This window comes from Nocardiopsis algeriensis (genome assembly GCF_014203695.1).
GTDB classification, from domain to species: Bacteria; Actinomycetota; Actinomycetes; order Streptosporangiales; family Streptosporangiaceae; genus Nocardiopsis; species Nocardiopsis algeriensis.
Map to the genome: position 1 here is coordinate 425,362 of NZ_JACHJO010000003.1, position 17,025 is coordinate 442,386.

Consider the following 17,025-nt stretch of genomic DNA (forward strand, 5'->3'; position numbering starts at 1 on the left):
CAAAGGAACAAAGAGCATGCCGCGCCGTAGTGATCTTTCCTCCGTTCTCGTGATCGGCTCCGGTCCGATCGTGATCGGACAGGCGGCCGAGTTCGACTACTCGGGCACCCAGGCCTGCCGCGTCCTCAAGGCCGAGGGGCTGAGGGTCGTCCTCGTCAACTCCAACCCGGCCACGATCATGACCGACCCGGAGATCGCCGACGCCACCTACGTCGAGCCGATCACCACCGAGATGATCGAGAAGATCATCGCCAAGGAGCGCCCCGACGCCCTCCTGCCCACCCTGGGCGGCCAGACCGCGCTCAACGCCGCCGTTGCCCTGGACGAGGCCGGCATCCTGGCCAAGTACGGGGTCGAGCTCATCGGCGCCAACATCGCCGCCATCCAGGCCGGCGAGGACCGCGAGAGCTTCAAGCAGATCGTCGACCGCATCGGCGGGGAGTCCGCGCGCTCGCGCATCTGCCACAGCCTCCAGGAGTGCCTGGACGCCGCGGGGGAGCTCGGCTACCCCGTCGTGGTGCGCCCCTCCTTCACCATGGGCGGCGCCGGCTCGGGCTTCGCCCACGACGAGGCCGAGCTGCGCCGCATCGCCGGCCAGGGCCTGGCGCTCTCCCCGACCACCGAGGTGCTCCTGGAGGAGTCCATCCTCGGCTGGAAGGAGTACGAGCTGGAGCTGATGCGCGACGCCAACGACAACGTCGTCGTCGTCTGCTCCATCGAGAACCTCGACCCCATGGGTGTGCACACCGGCGACTCCATCACCGTCGCCCCCGCCATGACCCTCACCGACCGCGAGTACCAGGCACTGCGCGACATCGGCATCGCGGTCATCCGCGAGGTCGGCGTGGACACCGGCGGCTGCAACATCCAGTTCGCCGTGCACCCCGAGACCGGCCGCATCATCGTCATCGAGATGAACCCGCGCGTCTCGCGCTCCTCGGCGCTGGCCTCCAAGGCCACCGGCTTCCCGATCGCCAAGATCGCCGCCAAGCTCGCCGTCGGCTACACCCTCGACGAGATCCCCAACGACATCACCCGGGAGACCCCGGCCAGCTTCGAGCCCACGCTCGACTACGTGGTGGTCAAGGCCCCCCGGTTCGCCTTCGAGAAGTTCCCCGGCGCGGACCCCACCCTCACCACCACCATGAAGTCGGTGGGCGAGGCCATGGCCATCGGCCGCTCCTTCCCCGAGGCGCTCCAGAAGGCCATGCGCTCCCTGGAGAAGTCCGGCGTCGGCCTCACCTGGGCGGGTGAGCCCGGCGACAAGGACGAGCTCGTGCGCGCCGCCGCCACGCCCACCGAGCACCGGCTGCGCCAGGTCCAGCAGGCCCTGCGCGCCGGGGCCACGGTCCAGGAGCTGCACGACTCCACCAAGATCGACCCGTGGTTCCTCGACCAGATGCTGCGCCTGGAGGAGACCGCCCGCGAGCTGGCCGCCGCGCCCGCGCTCGACGCCGGTCTGCTGCGCGGGGCCAAGCAGCTGGGTTTCTCCGACCTCCAGATCGGCGAGATCACCGGCAAGAGCGAGGACGTGGTCCGCGAGCTGCGCCACGCCCTGGGCATCCACCCCGTCTACCTGACCGTGGACACCTGCGCCGCCGAGTTCGAGGCGCAGACGCCGTACCTGTACTCCAGCTACGACGAGGAGACCGAGGTCCCGGCCGGCGACCGGCCCAAGATCATCATCCTGGGCTCTGGCCCCAACCGCATCGGCCAGGGCGTGGAGTTCGACTACTCCTGCGTCCACGCCTCCTTCGCCCTCTCCGAGGCCGGATACGAGACCGTGATGGTCAACTGCAACCCCGAGACGGTCTCCACCGACTACGACACCAGCGACCGGCTCTACTTCGAGCCGCTCACCCTGGAGGACGTGCTGGAGGTCGTGCGCGCCGAGCAGCTCACCGGCCCCGTCGCCGGGGTCATCGTGCAGCTGGGCGGCCAGACCCCGCTGGGCCTGGCCCGCCGCCTCAAGGAGGCCGGGGTGCCGATCATCGGCACCAGCCCCGAGGCCATCGACCTGGCCGAGGACCGCGGCGAGTTCGGCAAGGTCCTGGCCGAGGCCGGCCTGCCCGCGCCCAAGTACGGCACCGCCTACTCCTTCGAGGAGGCCAAGGCCGCCGCCGACGAGATCGGCTACCCGGTCATGGTCCGCCCCTCCTACGTGCTGGGCGGGCGCGGCATGGAGATCGTCTACAGCGAGGAGATGCTCGCCGACTACATCGAGCGCAACGCCGAGGTCAGCCCCGAGCACCCGGTGCTGATCGACCGGTTCCTCGACGACGCCATCGAGATCGACGTCGACGCGCTCTACGACGGCACCGACCTCTACCTGGGCGGGGTCATGGAGCACATCGAGGAGGCCGGCATCCACTCCGGCGACTCGGCGTGCACCCTGCCCTCGATCACCCTGGGCAAGGAGGACATCGAGCGCATCCGCCGCTCCACCGAGGCGATCGCCCGCGGCACCGGTGTACGCGGCCTGATCAACGTGCAGTACGCGCTGGCTGCCGGTGTGCTCAACGTCCTGGAGGCCAACCCGCGCGCCTCGCGCACCGTGCCCTTCGTCTCCAAGGCCACGGCCGTGCCGCTGGCCAAGGCCGCCGCCCGCGTGATGGCCGGCGCCACCATCGCCGAGCTGCGCGCCGAGGGCATGCTGCCGGCCGAGGGCGACGGCGGCGACCTGCCCGCGGACGCACCGGTCTCGGTGAAGGAGGCCGTGCTGCCCTTCAACCGGTTCATCGACAAGGACGGCGACGGCGTCGACACCGTCCTGGGCCCCGAGATGCGGTCCACCGGTGAGGTGATGGGCCTGGACACCGAGTTCGGCGCGGCCTTCGCCAAGTCGCAGCTGGCCGTCAGCGGCTTCTGGCCGGTGCGCGGCCGGGTGTTCGTCTCGGTGGCCAACCGCGACAAGCGCTCGATGATCTTCCCGGTCAAGCGCCTGGCCGATCTGGGCTTCCAGATCCTGGCCACCGAGGGCACCGCGGTGGTGCTGCGCCGCAACGGCGTGCACGCCGAGGTCGTGCGCAAGCAGAGCGAGGGGCCGGGCCCCGACGGTGAGCGCACCGTCGTCCAGCTCATCCACGACGGCGAGGTCGACCTCATCGTCAACACCCCGTTCGGCGGGGCGGGGCAGTCGGGTCCGCGCCTGGACGGGTACGAGATCCGCACCGCGGCGGTCCTGCGCGGAGTCCCCAGCGTGACCACCGTGCAGGGGCTGGCCGCGGCGGTCCAGGCGATCGAGGCCCGCGTGCGCGGTGACGTGGGCGTGCGCTCCCTCCAGGAGCACGCGCAGGCGCTGACCGCGAGCAGGGCGTAGCCGGGGGCGCCTCCAGGGGCGTCCGGGCCCTGTTCTTCGGATCGTCTCGGGCTGCACGGCCGCCAGGCGCCCCCTTGCCGCGTCGGAGAGCTTGCCGAGCCACCAGGCTGAGCTGCGCTCCCCGCCTCCCAAGGGAACACCTGGTCGGCCGTTCGCCGGAGGATCGGCTCCGCCGATACGGCGAGAGCATCCAAAAAAACAGGGCCTAGTCTGTAGGGGCCGGGTCCTGCACGCCGCTCGCGGCGGGCAGGACCCGGCCCCCGCACGGCGCGGGCCCCGCAGCACACCTCGCGGTGCCCGCCGGCCCAGAGCGCGAGAGAGGCTTTCCCGAGACGATGAGCGACAACGGACCGGTGCAGGTCAGATGCCCCGTGCTGAACGTGCGCAGGGTGGATGCCTACTACGCCATCACCGTGGTCGCGCCCGGGATAGCCGAGCGCTTCCGGTCGGGCCAGTTCGTCTCCGTGGCGGTGGGCGGCGACCACTCCAGCACCCTGCTGCGGCGCCCGTTCGCCGTTCACGACGTCAAACCCGACTACGGGGGCACCGTCGAGTTCCTCTTCTCCGTGCGGGGGACGGGGACGGCATGGCTGGCCGAGCGAAGATCGCGGGACCTGCTGGACGTGGTCGGCCCCCTGGGCCGCCCCTTCCCGCTGCCCCGTGACCCGGTCAACTGCGTGCTGGTGGGGGGCGGCTCCGGCAGCGCCCCGCTGTTCCCGCTCGCCCAGTCGCTGCGCCGGCGCGGCTGCCGTGTGGACTTCGTTCTGGGCGGTGCCTCCGCCGACCGGGTCTTCAGCGCCATCACCGCCCGCCGCATCGCCGAGACGGCGGTCTTCACCACCGACGACGGCTCCTTCGGCACCCGCGGCCGGGTCACGGACGTCCTGGGCCGGGTCATCGAGGAGTGCCGCTCCGACGCGGTCTACGCCTGCGGGCCCATGCCGATGCTGAGGGCGGTCACCGCCGTCGCGGCAGGACACGGCGTCCCCGTCCAGGTCTCGGTCGAGGAGACCATGGCCTGCGGCACGGGGATCTGCATGACCTGCGTGGTCCCGGTCGTGGGGGAGGACGGCGTCACCCGCATGGTGCGCTCCTGCGTCGACGGTCCGGTGTTCCGGGGGGAGCAGGTCCGCTTCGACGACGTGGGCACGATTCCCTTCGACGCGCTGGGTGCCCCCGGATGGAAGGGATCGAGCGCGGCCCGCGCCACCGAATCCACCCGAGACATCGCCTGACCGGCGCGGGCCGGTCCCGCGCTCGACCACCGGAGAGGACACGTTGAACGCAGACCTCCGAGTCCGCCTGGGCGCCCTGGAACTGCCCAACCCGGTGGTGACCGCCGCCGGGTGCGCCGGAACCGGCCGCGAACTCGCCCACTTCTTCGACATCGCCTCCATCGGCGCCGTCACCACCAAGTCGGTGATGCTGGAGCCGCACGCGGGACGGCCGTCGCCGCGCATGGCCGAGACGCCCAGCGGGATGCTGAGCACGACGGGCATGCAGGGGCCGGGCGTGGACGTGTTCCTGCAGAGGGACCTGCCGTGGCTGCTGTCGCGCGGGGGCAGGGCCATCGTGTCCGTGGCCGGTTCGAGCCTGGGGGAGTTCGGCGAACTGGCCCGCAGGGTCTCGGGCACCGCGGGGGTGGACGCGATCGAGGTCAACCTGTCGTGCCCCGACCCCGAGACCCCCTCCGGGCGCCGCTTCGCCGACGACCCCGCCCGGGCGGCGGCCGTGGTGCGGACGGTGCGCTCGCACGCCCGCTCGGAGGTGCCGGTCCTGGCCAAGCTGGCCGCGGACGTCCCCGACGTGGTGGAGCTGGCCGAGGCGTGCGCGGAGGCGCGGGCCGACGGACTGTCGATGATCAACACGGTCCGGGGCATGGCGGTGGACACGCGGACCCTGCGTCCGGCCGTGGCCGGCGGCATGGGCGGGCTCTCGGGCCCGGCGATCCGTCCGCTTGCGGTGGGGTGCGTGTACCGGGTGCACGAGGCCATGCCGGACATGCCGATCATCGGGATGGGCGGTGTGCGTACCGGGGCCGACGTGGTGGAGTTCATGGCGGCCGGGGCGAGCGCGGTGGCGGTCGGCACGGTCAACTTCTCCGACCCTTCCGCGTGCGCGCGGGTGCTCCGGGAGTTCACCGAGTCGCTGGAGGCCCGGGGAGTGTCCAAGGCGTCCGAACTGGTGGGTGCCGCCCACCGGCAAGGAACGTGACAGTCCGGACACACGGGGCGCAAGCGCTCGGAACGCGCTGAACGGCGCCGAGATGGCCCTGTGCGGCCGAACACCTGTGCCCGGGAGGGGCGGAAGGGGCGGACCGGGGCCGATGCGCCTGCGGCCGCCTGAGTAGCGTTACAGGGAAGTGACACGGGTGGGGCGCATGAACCGCTCCGGCCGGGGAATCGCACATCTGGTGGTGTGCACACGAAGATGAACGTGCATTCGTGATCGCGTCGGCAAGAACGCGGGGACGGGTGCGGCACCGGCCGGAACCGGTGGCACACGATGGGAGAGACACCGACATGACCGCGCACTCCGCGCCCATCGCAGTGGCGATCGACGCGAGGGAGATCGAGACCGCGGCGGCCTGGGCCACGGCGGTCGCGCCACACGTCAGCACGGTCAAGGTGGGGCTGGAACTCTACCTGCGCCACGGGCCCGAGGTGATCGCCGCCGTGCGCGGCGCCAACCGGGTCGGTGTCTTCCTCGACCTGAAGCTGCACGACATCCCGGCCACGGTCGCGGGGGCGGCGCGCAGCGTCGCGGGGCTCCGGCCCTCGATCCTGACCGTGCACGCGACCGGAGGGGCCGACATGGTGCGGGCTGCGGCCGAGGCCGCCCCGGACACGAAGATCGCCGCCGTGACGGTGCTCACCTCGATGGACGAGAAGGATCTGGAGCAGGTGGGGCTGCTCGGGCCGGCCCGGGACGCGGTACGGCGCCTGGCTGTCATGGCGGTCGGAGCCGGGGCGCGCGCCCTGGTCTGCTCGCCGCAGGAGGTGGCCCTGGTGAGGGCCGAGGTGGGCCCGGACGTCACCCTCATCACGCCGGGCGTGCGTCCGGCGGGGGCGGACCTGGGCGACCAGTCGCGAGTGGCGACCCCCGAGGAGGCGATCGAGGCGGGCGCGGACCTCCTGGTCATCGGCCGCCCCATCACCCGGGCCCCGGACCCCGGTGCCGCGGCGGCCTCCATTGCGGCGGCGGTCCGGCGCGCGGCGAGCTCGTCCCAGGGAGCCTAGGGGCGCGGAAACGGCACCCGGGAGTCCCCCCTTCGGAGGTCGGAGCGCCCTGTCGGGCAGGGGAACGGCGGAGGTGGCGCTCGAAGTGTCGAACGAACACCAAGGTTCACAGTTTCAGGCGCAAGGACGGGGCCGAAGGGGATGACCGAAATGGCGAACGAGCGCCCAGAGTGACCTGAGTCACCCCTCTGTGACCTCTGCTGGTGGCAAAGGTCGTCCGTCGGTCAATCGGGACTAAAGTCCTGACTTTTCCTTCTGTGCGTAATCGAGTCATTGCTACGAGTAGTTGGTTTGACGAAATAGCCCCTGAAAGGGCACTTTACGTTGCCTAAGGAGGGTCGGACCTACTAACTTGCGCAGGCGTCCGCCCTCCACAAACGAGTAGAAAACCGAGGTGACCCGGCGTGGCCCTTCCTCCCCTCACACCCGAGCAGCGCAGCGCGGCTCTCGAGAAGGCCGCCAAGGCCAGAAAAGAACGCGCTGAGGTCAAGAACAAGCTGAAGAACGGCGGTATCTCGCTGTCCCAGGTGCTCGCCGACGGCCTCGAGGACGACGTCATCGGGAAGATGAGGGTCTCGGCTCTGCTCGAGTCCCTCCCCGGTGTCGGCAAGGTCCGTGCGAAGCAGATCATGGAGCGGCTCAACATCGCCGAGTCGCGCCGTGTCCGCGGCCTGGGCACGAACCAGCGCGCCGCCCTCGAGGCCGAGTTCGGCGACCTCGCCAAGTAGTACCCCCGGTGCGGGCTCCGCCGCTTCCCCCACAGTCGCGGCGGGCGCCCGCGCCCCGGCGGCCTCCCCCGGTCGCGGTGTGCGGTGAGCCCCGGGTCCGGCTGCGTGCCGGGCCCGAGGACGATCAGGCCGCGGTGTGCGGCCGGTTCCGAGTCCGGGAGCGCACCGGCATCCTGAGGGCCGCCGGGTGGTGGTGTGCGGCTGTTCGTGCGGCCGGGAGCGCATTGCCGCCCTGAGGACCATCGGGTGGTGTGGTGCGCGGATGTTCCTACGGCTGTTCGTGCGGCTAAGGAGCGCACCGGCATCCTGAGGACCGTCGGGTGGTGGTGCGTGGCCGGTCCTGCGGCCGGGAGCGCACTGCTGCCCTGAGGACCATCGGGTGGTGGTGCGCGGCTGTTCGTGCGGCTGGGGAGCGCACTGCTGCCCTGAGGACCATCGGGTGGTGGTGCGCGGCTGTTCGTTCGGCCGGGAGCGCACTGCTACCCGATGGTATAAATGAAGCTTCCCGCGTCCTACCAGCGACGCCCCGCACATCACGCCGCCCGTACACCGACGGCGCCGGCCCGGGCCGGAGAAGCCCGAGGCCCACCTCCCCAGGCGCCCCGTGGCGGGCAAGGCCCGAAGGAAGCCTGGAACCACATGTCTGAGCCCGGAACCGAGCCTGCCCCGGCCGCCAAGCGGTTGATCGTCCTCTCCGGACCCTCGGGTGTGGGGAAGAGCACGGTCGTCGCCGAACTGCGCCGGGCCTATCCCGACGTGTGGCTCTCGGTGTCGGCGACCACCCGCGCACCGCGCCCCGGGGAGCAGGACGGCGTCCAGTACCACTTCGTCGACGACGAGGAGTTCGACCGCCTCGTGGCGGAGGACGAGCTCCTGGAGTGGGCCCGGTTCGCGGGCAATCGCTACGGCACCCCCCGCCGTCCCGTGGAGGAGCGCCTGGCGGCCGGACTCCCCGTCCTGCTGGAGATCGAGCTCCAGGGCGCGCGCCAGGTCCGCGAGACCATGCCCGAGGCCCTGCAGGTCTTCCTCGCCCCGCCCTCGTGGGACGAACTGGTGCGCCGCCTCACCGGTCGCGGCACCGAGTCCGAGGAGGTCATCCGGCGCCGACTGGAGGCGGCCCGCGTCGAGCTCGCCGCGGAGAAGGAGTTCGACACCACTCTCGTCAACACGTCCGTGCGGGAAGTGTGCGCCGAGCTGCTAGCGTTGATCACCGCGCCCGCGGTGTGATATCGCCGCCTGGCGGCGCCGCACGGGACGCGCGAGCAGTTTCTCCGAGTCCTGTGGCCTACCAACGCCGGCGGATCCCCGCCGGATCGTGAAGACCGTCCCTGGGGGTAATCCAAGTGGCTGGAACCGAGCCCGTCGCCGAAGGCATCACCAACCCGCCCATCGACGACCTGCTGGAGCTGGTGGACAGCAAGTACAGCCTGGTCACCATGGCCTCCAAGCGGGCCCGTCAGATCAACGCCTACTACGCCCAGCTCGGCGAGGGCCTGCTGGAGTACGTCGGCCCGCTGGTGGAGACCCAGGTCCAGGAGAAGTCCCTCTCCATCGCCCTGCGCGAGATCAAGTCGGGTCTGCTCACCGCCGAGCCCTACGAGGGCAGCTGAGAACACGCCTGGTAGAACTCCGAACGTGAGTGACACAGGAAAACCACAGGTCGTCCTCGGCGTCTGCGGCGGTATCGCCGCCTACAAGGCGTGCGAGCTGCTCCGCCGTCTGACCGAGTCGGGCCATGCCGTCCGGGTCGTGCCCACCGAGGAGGCGCTGCGCTTCGTCGGTGAGCCCACCTGGGCCGCCCTGTCGGGCAGGCCCGTCGCCACCGGGGTGTGGGACGCGGTCCACGAGGTCCCGCACGTGCGCATCGGCCAGACGGCCGACCTCGTGTTCGTCGCCCCGGCCACCGCCAACCTGCTGGCCAAGGCGGCGGCGGGCCTGGCCGACGACCTGCTCACCAACACCCTGCTCACCGCCCGGTGCCCCGTGGTGTTCGCACCCGCGATGCACACCGAGATGTGGGAGCACCCCGCCACACAGGCCAACGTGGCCACCCTGCGCTCGCGCGGTGCCGTCGTCCTCGACCCGGCGGTGGGCCGCCTCACCGGCGCCGACACCGGCCGGGGCCGCCTGCCGGATCCCGCCGAGCTCTTCGAGGCCGCCCGCATGGTCCTGCGGCGGGGAGGCAGGGCCCCCGACCTGGCCGGCCGCCGCGTGGTGATCTCGGCCGGCGGGACCCGCGAGGCCATCGACCCCGTCCGCTTCATCGGCAACCACTCCTCCGGCAAGCAGGGCTACGCCCTGGCACGCACCGCGGCCGCCCGCGGCGCCGAGGTCACACTGGTCGCCGCCAACGTGGCCCTGCCCGACCCGGCCGGGGTGCGCGTCGTCCCAGTGGAGTCGGCGCTCGACCTGGCCGACGCCATGGAGGCCGAGCGGCGGGGAGCAGACGCCGTCGTGATGAGCGCGGCCGTCGCCGACTTCCGGCCCGCGGCCAGCGCCGCCTCCAAGATCAAGAAGGACGGCTCGGCCCCGGCCCCCGTCGAGCTCGTCGAGAACCCCGACGTCCTGGCCGGCCTGGTCGCCTCCCGCGACCGCGAGGGGTTGGCGCAGACCGTCGTGGGCTTCGCGGCGGAGACCGACGACGTCCTCGCCAACGGCCGCGCCAAGCTGGCGAGGAAGGGCTGTGACCTGCTCGTGGTCAACCAGGTCGGAGGCGGGCGCGCCTTCGGGACCGAGGACAACCAGGCCGTGGTCCTGGGACCGGACGGCACGGCGGTGGAGATTCCCCGCGGTCCCAAGGAGGATCTCGCCGACAGGGTGTGGGACCTGGTCGCGGAACGGCTGCCCGACTGACCGGTTTCCCGGGAACCGCCCACGTCGGGGACTGGATTCCTACCACCGGGTAAGTCAGACTGCCAACGGGTGTCCCGTGAACAGCCGCCAGGCCCTCGGGGAGTCCCGCCCCCAGCGGTCCCGTTACAGTGGACCAGATAACCAACCGCGCCGGTCGGTATCGGCCTCCCCGGCAGGGAGCCGGGGCGCCTGGCCGCACCGCACATGTCAGCCAGCAGCCGCTGCAAGGAGTCACGCAACGTGTCCCGCCGCCTTTTCACCTCCGAGTCGGTCACCGAGGGCCATCCCGACAAGATGGCCGACCAGATCAGTGACGCGATCCTCGACGCGATGCTCACCCACGACCCCGCCAGCCGGGTCGCGGTCGAGACGCTGATCACCACCGGTCAGGTCCACATCGCGGGTGAGGTCACCACCCAGACCTACGTCGACATCCCCGCCATCGTGCGCGAGACCATCCTCGGGATCGGGTACGACTCCTCCGCGAAGGGGTTCGACGGTGACTCCTGCGGGGTCAATGTCTCCATCGACGCCCAGTCGCCCGACATCGCCCAGGGTGTCGACACCGCCTACGAGGCGCGTGTCGGGCACGAGGACGACCAGCTCAACAAGCAGGGCGCCGGCGACCAGGGCCTGATGTTCGGCTACGCCAACCGGGAGACCCCCGAGCTGATGCCGCTGCCGATCAAGCTCGCGCACTCGCTCGCCGAGCGCCTGTCCGAGGTCCGCCGCGACGGCACCGTCCCCTACCTGCGGCCCGACGGCAAGACCCAGGTCACCGTGGAGTACGAGGGTCACACCCCTGTGCGCCTGGACACCGTGGTGGTCTCCAGCCAGCACTCGGCGGACATCAACCTGGACGAGATGCTCGCCCCCGACATCCGCGAACACGTCATCGAGCCGGTCGTGGCCTCCTTCGGTCTGGCCTCCGACGACTACCGCCTCCTGGTCAACCCGACCGGGCGTTTCGAGATCGGCGGCCCGATGGGCGACGCCGGCCTCACCGGCCGCAAGATCATCGTCGACACCTACGGCGGCTACGCCCGCCACGGCGGCGGCGCCTTCTCCGGCAAGGACCCGTCGAAGGTCGACCGTTCGGCCGCCTACGCCATGCGCTGGGTCGCCAAGAACATCGTCGCGGCCGAGCTCGCCGAGCGCGCCGAGGTCCAGGTCGCCTACGCCATCGGCAAGGCGCACCCGGTGGGCGTGTTCATCGAGACCTTCGGCACCGAGCAGGTCGCCCCCGAGCTGATCGAGAAGGCCGTCAAGGAGGTCTTCGACCTGCGCCCGGCCGCCATCGTGCGCGACCTGGACCTGCTGCGCCCGATCTACTCCAGGACCGCCGCCTACGGTCACTTCGGCCGTGAGCTGGCGGAGTTCACCTGGGAGCGGACCGACCGGGCCGAGGCCCTGCGCTCCTTCGTGGGGGTCTGAGGCCTCCGCATGCGCACGAGGGGCGGGCGGCCGTTCGGCCGCCCGCCCCTCGTGCGCGTCGCGGACCCGCTCACGGCACACCTCCCGTCAAGTTACTCTGTGCTATCACATAGACACGAAGAGTTTCTCTTGGTGGAGAGCGGAGGAAGCGTCATGGCCGTGGCGTCAGCAGTGGCAGCGGTGGGCCTGGCCGCGCTCGTGGCCGCGCCCGGGGCCCCGGGACAGACCGGGGAGATCCCTGGCACGGGCAGCCTGCACATCACCCTGGAGAGCACCACCTCGAACGAGGAGGGGCTGCGGCCGGGGGACAGGATCGAGTACACGATCCGGGTGCGCAACTCCGGCGAGGAGGAGCTGCCCGAGGCGCAGGTGGTGCAGTACCTGCCGCCGACGGTGCGCCACGTCTCCGGAAGCGGGGACGCCGCGGTGGAGGAGCGGAAGATCACCTGGACCCGGTCCCTGGCCCCGGGGGAGCGAGCCTCCCTGAGGATGACCGGAGAGGTCACCGGCTTCCCCGAGGGCGCCCGGCGCCCGGTCACCACGGCCTGCCTCAGGCCGGCTCCCGGCGCTGTACTGGCCGCATGCTCGGCCGAGTCGCACCGGGTCCAGGCGGTGCTGCCGTTCGGATGGGCCCTGGCGGGAGTTCTCGGCTTCGTCGCCGCGGCCTTCGGCATCGCCGTGCTGGGTCGCCTCCTGAAGAGGCGGAACGAGGCGCCCCGGTCCGAGGAGCCCCGGGAGCACGCCCCCGGAGAGGTCCCTGACCTGCGCACCTTTCCCGGGCGCTCGAACGTCCTCCACATGGACGTGAACAGGTAGGCCCGGAAGGCGCCGGAGGCGGGCCGCAACGCGACCCGCCTCCGCACCGCTCACCCGGGCCGCCCCGGTCAGCTCATCTCGTCGAGGGCCTTCTCCGCCTCGGCCAGCCACGCCCGCCGGGCATCCAGGGCCTCCTCGGCCTCCTTGGCGCGCTTGGTGTCGCCTGCGGCGCGCGCCTTCTCCAGCTTCGCCTCCAGGCCGGAGATCGCCGACGCGAGCTGGTCGACCGTGTCCTTGGCGCGCGCCCGCGCCTCGGGGCTGGTCCGCTTCCACTCGGCGTCCTCGGCGCGGCGCACGTCGTCCTCGATCCGGCGGAAGGCACCCTCGAGCTGGTCGCGCACGTCGCGCGGCAGCTCTCCGGCCGCCTCCCAGGCCTCCTGGTAGTCACGCAGGCGGGCGCGAGCCCGGCGGGGGTCGGAGATGGCGGGGATCTCCGCCTGCGCCTCGGCGAGGATCTTCTCCTTGGCCTCGGCGTTGACCCGCAGCTCCGCGTCGCGCTCGGCGAAGACCGCGTTGCGCGCGTCGAAGAAGCGGTCCTGGGCGGCCTTGAAGCGCGCCCACAGCTTGTCCTCGCTGGCACGGTCGGCACGGCCGGTACGCTTCCACTGCTGCATCAGGTCGCGGTAGGCGCGGGCCGTGGGCCCCCAGTCCTCCGAGCCGGACAGGGCCTCGGCCTCGGCGACGATGCGCTCCTTCACGGCGCGCACCTCCTCGCGCTCCTGGTCCAGGCCGGCGAAGTAGGCCTTGCGCCGCTTGGAGAAGGAGTTGCGGGCCGCCGACATGCGCTTCCACAGGGCCTGCTCGGTGGGCCGGTCGGCCCGGGGAGCCTTCTTCCACTCCTCGATGAGCTGGAGCATCCGCTCGCCGCCGGACTTCCAGTGCGTCGTCTCCACCGCGACCCGCTCGGCCTCGGCGACGATGCGCTCCTTGGTCTCCCGGGCCTGCTCGCGCGCGTTCTCCTGCGCCTGCTTCTGCTCGACCTTGCGCTCCTCGGCGCGGTCGGCGAGCACGTCGAGCCGCGCCATCAGGGAGTCCAGGTCGCCGACGGCGCCGGCCTCCCGGACCGCCGTGCGCAGCTTGTCGATGCTCGACATGGCGGAGGAGGCGGACAGGTCGGTGCTGCGCAGCCGCTTCTCCAGCAGCTCCACCTCGGTGACCAGTGCATCGTACTTGCGGCGGAAGAAGGCCAGGGCCTCCTCCGGCTCCCCCGCCTGCCACGATCCGACGACCCGCTCGCCTTCGCTCGTGCGCACGTAGACCGTGCCGTCGTCGTCAACGCGGCCCCAAGGGTCCGTGGTCACCGTGTCCTCCTGCTGTCGTGAACCCGCTGCGCGGGTTCGGGGCGTCGCGGCGTGTCCGCGCGATCCGCGGCGGTGCCTGCCGTGCCGGGCACGGCGCTCCCGCGGTTCGGTGGGAACGACGCGCCGTGTCTCACCGTATGCGCAGGCCTGTCTGTGCGCGGCCTGCCTCGGGGCCCGGTGCCGCCCGGTCGGCCTCGCCGGCCCGTCCGCTTCGTCGGGACGCGCAGGTCGGGGCCCGGGCACACACCTGGACCGTGACCAATATGGCACTACCGCGCGGTTTGGCAAAGAGCCCGGGCGCGCGCGGTGATCGAATGGTGATCAAAAGCATTCGCCGACCCTCGCGGCGTGCTGCTTTCCCGACCCGTCGGTAGGCTCTGGGGTACCGGCGTCAGGGCGGCCCGGAAGAAGTGGGTGCGCCGCCGCCGGAAGACCGACTCCCGAAGGACAGGACGACTTCCGCCGTGTTCATCGCCGCGCTTCCCACCGGCCCCCTCGCCGCGAACTGCTACGTGCTCGCACCGGCTCGGGGTGGTGCGTGCGTCGTCGTCGACCCGGGCCAGGAGGCCTCGGCCCCGGTCGACCGGGTGCTGGCCGAGCAGGGGCTCACCCCGGCCGCGATCCTTCTCACCCACGGCCACTTCGACCACGTGTGGTCGGCGGCCGAGCTGGCCGGACGGCACGGGACCCCGGTCCATGTGCACCCTGCCGACCGCCACCTGCTCACCGAACCCGCGGCGGGTGTCGACGCCGGCTTCGCCGCCCAGCTCTCCGCCCTTCTGGGGCCGGGCCCCCACAGCGAGCCGGAGAACCTGGTGGAGACCGGCGGCGGGGGAACCCTGGAGTACGCCGGACTGGAGATCTCCGTCCGGCACACCCCCGGCCACACCCCGGGATCGGTCGTCTACACGGTCTCCGACGAGGGCGGCGCCCCCGTCATGTTCTCCGGTGATCTCGTCTTCGCGGGATCCGTCGGCCGCACCGACTTCCCGGGGGGCGACTCCGCCGCGATGGCGCGCAGCCTCGCCGAGGCCGTCCTGGCGGCTTCCGACGACACCCGGATCCTGCCCGGACACGGCCCCGCCACCACCGTCGCCCGCGAGCGCGCCACCAACCCGTACCTGCGCGGCGCCTCCGCCTGAGTGCTCCTTCGCGCCGCGGTCCGAACCCGGGGGTCCGCCGACGGCGTTGACGGTAGGATTCCAGTGTTCAGGGGGCACCCATGCCCCCGGCCGGGCCCGCCAGCGGGCTCCCCGGCGCCCTCACCCAGCCGTGTAGCTAGTGGACTTGGTAACTCATGCATCGTTACAGGACTCATACGTGTGGTCAGCTCCGGAAGGAGCACGTCGGGCAGCAGGTGCGCCTGTCTGGCTGGGTGCACAACCGCCGCGACCTGGGCGGCCTGCTCTTCGTCGACCTGCGTGACCACTACGGCGTCACCCAGATCACGGCACGTCCCGAGTCCCCGGTGTTCGAGCAGCTGAGCCGGACCCCCAAGGAGACGGTCGTCCGTGTCACGGGCTCGGTCGCGGCCCGCAGCGGTGAGAACGTCAACCCCAACCTGGCCACCGGCGAGATCGAGATCGAGGCGGAGGAGCTGGAGGTGCTCGGCGGCACCGACGAGCTGCCCCTGACGGTCTTTCCCGAGGACAACACCTCCGAGGAGCGCCGCCTGACCTACCGCTTCCTGGACCTGCGCCGGGAGCGGATGCACCGCAACATCATGCTGCGCTCGCGTGTGATCTCCTCGATCCGCGAGAAGATGACGGCGCTGGGCTTCAACGAGTTCCAGACCCCCATCCTCACCAGCTCCAGCCCCGAGGGCGCCCGCGACTTCCTGGTGCCCTCCCGGATCCACCCGGGCAAGTTCTTCGCCCTGCCCCAGGCGCCGCAGCAGTTCAAGCAGCTCCTGATGATCGCCGGCTTCGATCGCTACTTCCAGATCGCGCCGTGCTTCCGCGACGAGGACAGCCGCGCCGACCGCTCGCCCGGCGAGTTCTACCAGCTCGACGTCGAGATGAGCTTCGTCGAGCAGGAGGACGTCTTCGAGGTCATCGAGAAGGTCATGACCGACGTCTTCCGGGAGTTCTCCGAGGGCTGGGAGATCACCTCCCCCTATCCGCGCATCGCCTACCGCGACGCCCTGGAGTGGTACGGCACCGACAAGCCCGACCTGCGCGTGCCGATGAGGATGACCGACGTCACGGCGCTGTTCGACAAGACCGACTTCCGGGCCTTCGCGGGCAAGAAGGTGCGCGCCCTGGCCGTTCCCGACGTGGGCGGACAGCCGCGCAAGTACTTCGACGGCATCGGCGACTTCGCGGTCGAGCAGGGTGCCAAGGGCCTGGCCTGGATCAAGGTCGGCGAGGGCGGCGAGCTGACCGGACCCGTCGCCAAGTTCGTCACCGGCATCGCCGACGAGCTGCTCTCCGAGCTGGGCGCGGGCCCCGGCCACGGCCTGTTCTTCTGCGCGTCCGAGGACGAGGCGGAGATCAACCGCATCATGGCGCCCGTGCGCGTGGAGGCGGGCCGGCGGGCCGGGCACTTCGAGGAGAAGGCCTACCGCTTCTGCTGGATCGTGGACTTCCCCATGTTCGAGCTGAACGACGAGGGGCAGGTCGAGTTCAGCCACAACCCGTTCTCCATGCCGCAGGGCGGCCTGGAGGCGCTGGAGACCAAGGACCCGCTGGACATCCTCGCCTGGCAGTACGACATCGTCTGCAACGGCGTCGAGCTCTCCTCCGGCGCGATCCGGAACCACTCGCCCGAGATCATGTACAAGGCCTTCGAGATCGCCGGCTACGACAAGGACGCCGTGGAGGCCGAGTTCGGCGGCATGCTCAAGGCCCTGAAGTTCGGTGCCCCGCCCCACGGCGGCATCGCACCCGGCGTCGACCGCATCGTCATGCTCCTGGCCGACGAGCCCAACATCCGCGAGACCATCGCGTTCCCGCTCAACCAGAACGCGCAGGACCTGATGATGGGCGCGCCCTCCGAGGTCTCGGACCGGCAGCTGCGCGACGTCCACGTCCGCACGGTCGTTCCCGACCCGAAGAAGTAGGCGTACCCCTGCCGCCCCGTCCCGGACCCGACCGGGACGGGGCGGAGCTCTGCCAGGGGCCGGTGTGCATGCCCGCAGTTCCCCGTTTTTCCTTTTATCGGTTTAATAATGGGGAAACTGGTTCATAAGTGGACATAATGCCTCTGCAAAAGTGACCGAAGGCGGTTCGGGAAACGTCTTGCGGATGCGCGCGGAGCCAGGATCCCCTACGGTTGGGAGCGAATCACCCTTCACGGCCGCAACACGCACGTGTGTGTGGAGCGGACACAGCGCG

General features: G+C 71.3%; 13 protein-coding genes. 12 read left to right on the top strand and 1 reads right to left on the bottom strand.

Annotation, left to right across the window (positions count from 1 at the left end; all coding sequences use genetic code 11):
* Nucleotides 1-16 precede the first annotated feature (16 nt).
* From carB to FHS13_RS06435, 10 genes are all read left to right on the top strand, one after another.
* The gene (carB, locus tag FHS13_RS06390; RefSeq protein WP_184288976.1) at nt 17-3,319 is read left to right on the top strand and encodes a carbamoyl-phosphate synthase large subunit; all 3,303 of its coding nucleotides are present in this window, start codon (nt 17-19) and stop codon (nt 3,317-3,319) included.
* A 335-nt stretch (nt 3,320-3,654) separates the two neighbouring features.
* Nucleotides 3,655-4,554: a dihydroorotate dehydrogenase electron transfer subunit gene (locus tag FHS13_RS06395; RefSeq protein WP_184288979.1), complete on the top strand. Its 900-nt coding sequence runs from the start codon at nt 3,655-3,657 to the stop codon at nt 4,552-4,554.
* A gap of 43 nt (nt 4,555-4,597) precedes the next feature.
* Nucleotides 4,598-5,533, top strand: a complete 936-nt coding sequence (locus FHS13_RS06400) for a dihydroorotate dehydrogenase (RefSeq protein ID WP_184288981.1) — start codon at nt 4,598-4,600, stop codon at nt 5,531-5,533.
* 308 nt (nt 5,534-5,841) lie between these two features.
* The gene (gene pyrF, locus FHS13_RS06405) at nt 5,842-6,558 is read left to right on the top strand and encodes an orotidine-5'-phosphate decarboxylase (protein WP_184288984.1); all 717 of its coding nucleotides are present in this window, start codon (nt 5,842-5,844) and stop codon (nt 6,556-6,558) included.
* A gap of 404 nt (nt 6,559-6,962) precedes the next feature.
* Entirely contained in the window at nt 6,963-7,286 is a 324-nt protein-coding gene (gene mihF / locus FHS13_RS06410) for an integration host factor, actinobacterial type (protein WP_184288987.1), read from the top strand.
* 639 nt (nt 7,287-7,925) lie between these two features.
* Complete coding sequence (gene gmk, locus FHS13_RS06415) at nt 7,926-8,513, top strand: guanylate kinase (RefSeq protein WP_184288990.1); 588 nt, start codon at nt 7,926-7,928, stop codon at nt 8,511-8,513.
* Nucleotides 8,514-8,629: 116 nt separating this feature from the next.
* Nucleotides 8,630-8,896 (top strand): DNA-directed RNA polymerase subunit omega, encoded by a 267-nt coding sequence (gene rpoZ / locus FHS13_RS06420; RefSeq protein WP_184288994.1) that lies wholly within the window; start codon nt 8,630-8,632, stop codon nt 8,894-8,896.
* A gap of 25 nt (nt 8,897-8,921) precedes the next feature.
* Entirely contained in the window at nt 8,922-10,139 is a 1,218-nt protein-coding gene (gene coaBC, locus FHS13_RS06425; protein WP_184288997.1) for a bifunctional phosphopantothenoylcysteine decarboxylase/phosphopantothenate--cysteine ligase CoaBC, read from the top strand.
* 240 nt (nt 10,140-10,379) lie between these two features.
* A complete protein-coding gene (gene metK, locus FHS13_RS06430; RefSeq protein WP_184289000.1) occupies nt 10,380-11,573 on the top strand; it encodes a methionine adenosyltransferase in 1,194 nt (397 codons plus the stop codon).
* 153 nt (nt 11,574-11,726) lie between these two features.
* A complete protein-coding gene (locus FHS13_RS06435) occupies nt 11,727-12,389 on the top strand; it encodes a DUF11 domain-containing protein (RefSeq protein ID WP_184289003.1) in 663 nt (220 codons plus the stop codon).
* 68 nt (nt 12,390-12,457) lie between these two features.
* Here FHS13_RS06435 and FHS13_RS06440 read toward each other — a convergent pair whose 3' ends face one another.
* Nucleotides 12,458-13,690 (bottom strand): DUF349 domain-containing protein, encoded by a 1,233-nt coding sequence (locus tag FHS13_RS06440; protein ID WP_184289006.1) that lies wholly within the window; start codon nt 13,688-13,690, stop codon nt 12,458-12,460.
* 464 nt (nt 13,691-14,154) lie between these two features.
* Here FHS13_RS06440 and FHS13_RS06445 point away from each other — a divergent pair, with 464 nt between their 5' ends.
* Together FHS13_RS06445 and aspS are read left to right on the top strand one after the other, a co-directional pair.
* Nucleotides 14,155-14,832 (top strand): MBL fold metallo-hydrolase, encoded by a 678-nt coding sequence (locus FHS13_RS06445; RefSeq protein WP_184289009.1) that lies wholly within the window; start codon nt 14,155-14,157, stop codon nt 14,830-14,832.
* A gap of 155 nt (nt 14,833-14,987) precedes the next feature.
* Nucleotides 14,988-16,751: an aspartate--tRNA ligase gene (gene aspS, locus FHS13_RS06450; RefSeq protein WP_184289012.1), complete on the top strand. Its 1,764-nt coding sequence runs from the start codon at nt 14,988-14,990 to the stop codon at nt 16,749-16,751.
* The last annotated feature ends 274 nt before the right edge of the window (nt 16,752-17,025 follow it).

Excerpts from the sequence above, each read along its gene's own strand:
- carB (WP_184288976.1), top strand. The coding sequence starts at position 17 with ATGCCGCGCCGTAGTGATCTTTCCTCCGTTCTCGTGATCGGCTCCGGT.
- FHS13_RS06395 (WP_184288979.1), top strand. The coding sequence starts at position 3,655 with ATGAGCGACAACGGACCGGTGCAGGTCAGATGCCCCGTGCTGAACGTG.
- pyrF (WP_184288984.1), top strand. The coding sequence starts at position 5,842 with ATGACCGCGCACTCCGCGCCCATCGCAGTGGCGATCGACGCGAGGGAG.
- gmk (WP_184288990.1), top strand. The coding sequence starts at position 7,926 with ATGTCTGAGCCCGGAACCGAGCCTGCCCCGGCCGCCAAGCGGTTGATC.
- FHS13_RS06435 (WP_184289003.1), top strand. The coding sequence starts at position 11,727 with ATGGCCGTGGCGTCAGCAGTGGCAGCGGTGGGCCTGGCCGCGCTCGTG.
- aspS (WP_184289012.1), top strand. The coding sequence starts at position 14,988 with ATGCATCGTTACAGGACTCATACGTGTGGTCAGCTCCGGAAGGAGCAC.